This window comes from Spirulina sp. 06S082, from assembly GCF_034932145.1.
In the GTDB taxonomy this organism is placed as follows: domain Bacteria; phylum Cyanobacteriota; class Cyanobacteriia; order Cyanobacteriales; family Spirulinaceae; genus CCY15215.
In genome coordinates this window covers 1-2,682 of the sequence record NZ_JAYGHV010000247.1, presented here as the reverse complement: position 1 = coordinate 2,682, position 2,682 = coordinate 1, and the positions used below count along the sequence as shown (strand labels likewise).

At 44.7% G+C, this 2,682-nt stretch carries 6 protein-coding genes; all 6 read left to right on the top strand.

Features of this window, described 5'->3' with window-relative positions:
* The first annotated feature begins 391 nt into the window (after positions 1–391).
* On the top strand, positions 392–739 hold the full coding sequence (locus tag VB714_RS15255; RefSeq protein ID WP_323225474.1) for a rubredoxin: 348 nt from the start codon (positions 392–394) through the stop codon (positions 737–739).
* 56 nt (positions 740–795) lie between these two features.
* A complete protein-coding gene (locus tag VB714_RS15250; protein WP_323225472.1) occupies positions 796–1,827 on the top strand; it encodes a photosynthesis system II assembly factor Ycf48 in 1,032 nt (343 codons plus the stop codon).
* 89 nt (positions 1,828–1,916) lie between these two features.
* Positions 1,917–2,162, top strand: a complete 246-nt coding sequence (psbE, locus tag VB714_RS15245; protein ID WP_323225471.1) for a cytochrome b559 subunit alpha — start codon at positions 1,917–1,919, stop codon at positions 2,160–2,162.
* Between the two features lie 60 nt (positions 2,163–2,222).
* Positions 2,223–2,354, top strand: coding sequence for a cytochrome b559 subunit beta (psbF, locus tag VB714_RS15240; RefSeq protein WP_323225469.1), 132 nt, complete (start codon positions 2,223–2,225; stop codon positions 2,352–2,354).
* A gap of 43 nt (positions 2,355–2,397) precedes the next feature.
* A complete protein-coding gene (locus tag VB714_RS15235; protein WP_323225467.1) occupies positions 2,398–2,517 on the top strand; it encodes a photosystem II reaction center protein L in 120 nt (39 codons plus the stop codon).
* A 32-nt stretch (positions 2,518–2,549) separates the two neighbouring features.
* Positions 2,550–2,669, top strand: a complete 120-nt coding sequence (locus tag VB714_RS15230; protein WP_323225466.1) for a photosystem II reaction center protein J — start codon at positions 2,550–2,552, stop codon at positions 2,667–2,669.
* Positions 2,670–2,682 lie beyond the last annotated feature (13 nt).

The following is a 2,682-nucleotide window of genomic DNA, read 5'->3' as shown; positions in this document are numbered from 1 at the left end:
TTTTTAAGGGGGGAGAATCTGGAAGTCCCCCTGCTTTTTAAGGGGGATTTAGGGGGATCGACACACATAATATTTGTAACTAGCAACTCGGGTTAAGTTAAAACCATTCAGATCGACGATACAACGGTGGCGGCAACATCTTAGGTGTTATGTAGGGGGTTCGGGGGAGGCATCCCGTCCCCCGATGGGGGGTCTGGGGGGCTAGTCCCCCAGAAGATTTATGCTATTTAACAAAGATTTCCAAAAACTCTAAACAACCCGCGATCGCAATATTGCCCCAAAAATCTAGAGAATCCTGATGCGCGATCGCCCAATGCGATCGAAAAAATAAACATTTTGTTAATGCCGTGTGATAATATTTAACAAAGATTTTAAGATTTGCCGATTTCTGATGAGCGACCCCGTCCAAGAGAAAACCCTAGCGGAGTTAGCCCCCTCTAGCTATGAATGCTTGTCCTGCGGCTACGTTTACGAACCAGCCAAAGGCGATAGCAATGCCGCAGTGTCTCCCGATACCCTCTTCGAGGATTTACCCGAGAATTGGCGCTGTCCCGTGTGTCGAGCCAGAAAATCTCAATTTCGCAATATTGGTTCGAGTGGCTCTCCATCAGGCTTTCAGGAAAATTTGAACTATGGATTTGGCGTTAATCGTCTCACCCCTAACCAAAAAAACCTCCTTATTTTTGGCGGTTTGGCCTTGGCTTTTCTCTTTTTCCTCAGCTTGTATGGTTTGCACTGAAGACCTCGGAAAATAACATTATCCCCATTAACCTTTACTGATTACTAAGTTCGTTTATGAATCCGTTTGTGAGAGCCTTGAAACAGTTCTTAATATTATTGACAATCATCTTCTTTTGTGTTGGGTGTAGCCATTTAGAAAGTCTTAGCTCTAATCCTTGGCAACGCATTGAACTCCCAACCGAAGCATCTGCCCTCGATATTGCTTTTATAGAAGATTCCCAACACGGCTGGCTCGTCGGTTCTCGCGCTGCTCTTTTTGAGACAAACGATGGCGGACGAACTTGGGATCAAAGACAATTCGACTTAGGAGAAGAAAAAGTAACCTTTACCTCAGTTAGCTTCTACGGCAAAGAAGGCTGGATTGTTGGTAAACCGTCTATTTTGCTACACACGCAGGATGGGGGTCAATCTTGGGATCGCATTGCCTTAAGCAGTAAATTACCCGGTTCGCCTTACTATATTGAGGCACTGGGAGACAATATTGCCGAAATGGCCACGGACTTAGGGGCGATTTATAAAACTGAAGATGGAGCCAAACACTGGCACGCCTTGGTTCAAGAAGCCGTTGGAGTCGTGCGAAATATGTATCGTGCTTCTGATGGTACTTATATTGCCGTTTCTTCTCGCGGTAATTTTTACTCGACTTGGGAACCGGGGCAAGCGGCTTGGGTTCCTCACAATCGTAATAGTTCCCGACGATTGCAAAATATGGGATTCAGTCCAGATGGGCGCACTTGGCTCATTGCTCGGGGCGGTCAATTGCAATTTTCTGCTCCCCCAGAAGACTTGACCCCAGAAGAAGGCACAATAGAAGGGGCTTGGGATGATATTATTTATCCCGAACCCGGAACGAGTTGGGGTTTGTTAGACCTTGAATATCGCACTCCTCAAGAAATCTGGGTGACTGGAGGAAGCGGTAACGTACTGGTTAGTTTTGATGGCGGCGAAACCTGGCAAAAAGATCGGGGTGTAGAGGGAACGCCTTCTAACTTCTACAAGATTATTTTTACCAGTTCGCAACGAGGATTTATTCTCGGCGATCGCGGCATCATTCTCAGATACGAACCTTCCCCAGAAAATGCTTGAAATTTTGGTGACTTAAGGCTTGTAGTCAGGTCAACAAATTTTCTATCATGTAAAGTAAACGTTTAACATTTGTAAAAGGAGAAACTGCAATGTCAGGTGATACCGGAGAACGACCATTTACTGATATTGTCACCAGTATTCGTTACTGGATCATTCACAGCATTACCATTCCCATGCTCTTTATTGCCGGCTGGCTCTTTGTTAGCACGGGTTTGGCCTACGATGCCTTTGGAACCCCTCGTCCCAACGAATACTTTACCCAAGATCGTCTGGAATTGCCGATCGTTTCCGACCGTTTTGAAAGTAGCAAGCAAATCGAGGAATTCCGAAAATAATCAATTCCGAGAGATTTCAATTGCAGTAAAAGACAACTTTAAAAGACAACCCTAAACACCATGACTAACTCACCCAATCAACCCGTTTCCTATCCCATTTTTACCGTTCGCTGGCTAGCCGTTCACACCTTAGCGGTTCCCACCGTGTTCTTTGTGGGGGCGATCGCCGCCATGCAATTCATTCAACGCTAAAAACAAGCTAAAAATAACACTCAAACAAACTGAGGAGGACACAATGGAAAGACTCAAAAATCCCAATAGACAGCCCGTAGAACTCAATCGGACTTCTCTGTATTTGGGTTTGCTTTTGATTTTCGTGTTGGGAATTTTATTTTCCAGCTATTTCTTTAACTAAATTAATTTGAGAAGCAATTAGGAGAAAACAAGATGTTTGCAGATGGACGAATTCCTCTTTGGTTGGTAGCTCTCGTTGCCGGCATGGGTGCCATTACTGTTTTGGGAATCTTCTTTTACGGAGCTTATGCCGGACTGGGTTCATCTTTATAAGATAAGATGAATT

Excerpts from the sequence above, each read along its gene's own strand:
- VB714_RS15255 (WP_323225474.1), top strand. The coding sequence starts at position 392 with ATGAGCGACCCCGTCCAAGAGAAAACCCTAGCGGAGTTAGCCCCCTCT.
- VB714_RS15250 (WP_323225472.1), top strand. The coding sequence starts at position 796 with ATGAATCCGTTTGTGAGAGCCTTGAAACAGTTCTTAATATTATTGACA.
- psbE (WP_323225471.1), top strand. The coding sequence starts at position 1,917 with ATGTCAGGTGATACCGGAGAACGACCATTTACTGATATTGTCACCAGT.
- psbF (WP_323225469.1), top strand. The coding sequence starts at position 2,223 with ATGACTAACTCACCCAATCAACCCGTTTCCTATCCCATTTTTACCGTT.
- VB714_RS15235 (WP_323225467.1), top strand. The coding sequence starts at position 2,398 with ATGGAAAGACTCAAAAATCCCAATAGACAGCCCGTAGAACTCAATCGG.
- VB714_RS15230 (WP_323225466.1), top strand. The coding sequence starts at position 2,550 with ATGTTTGCAGATGGACGAATTCCTCTTTGGTTGGTAGCTCTCGTTGCC.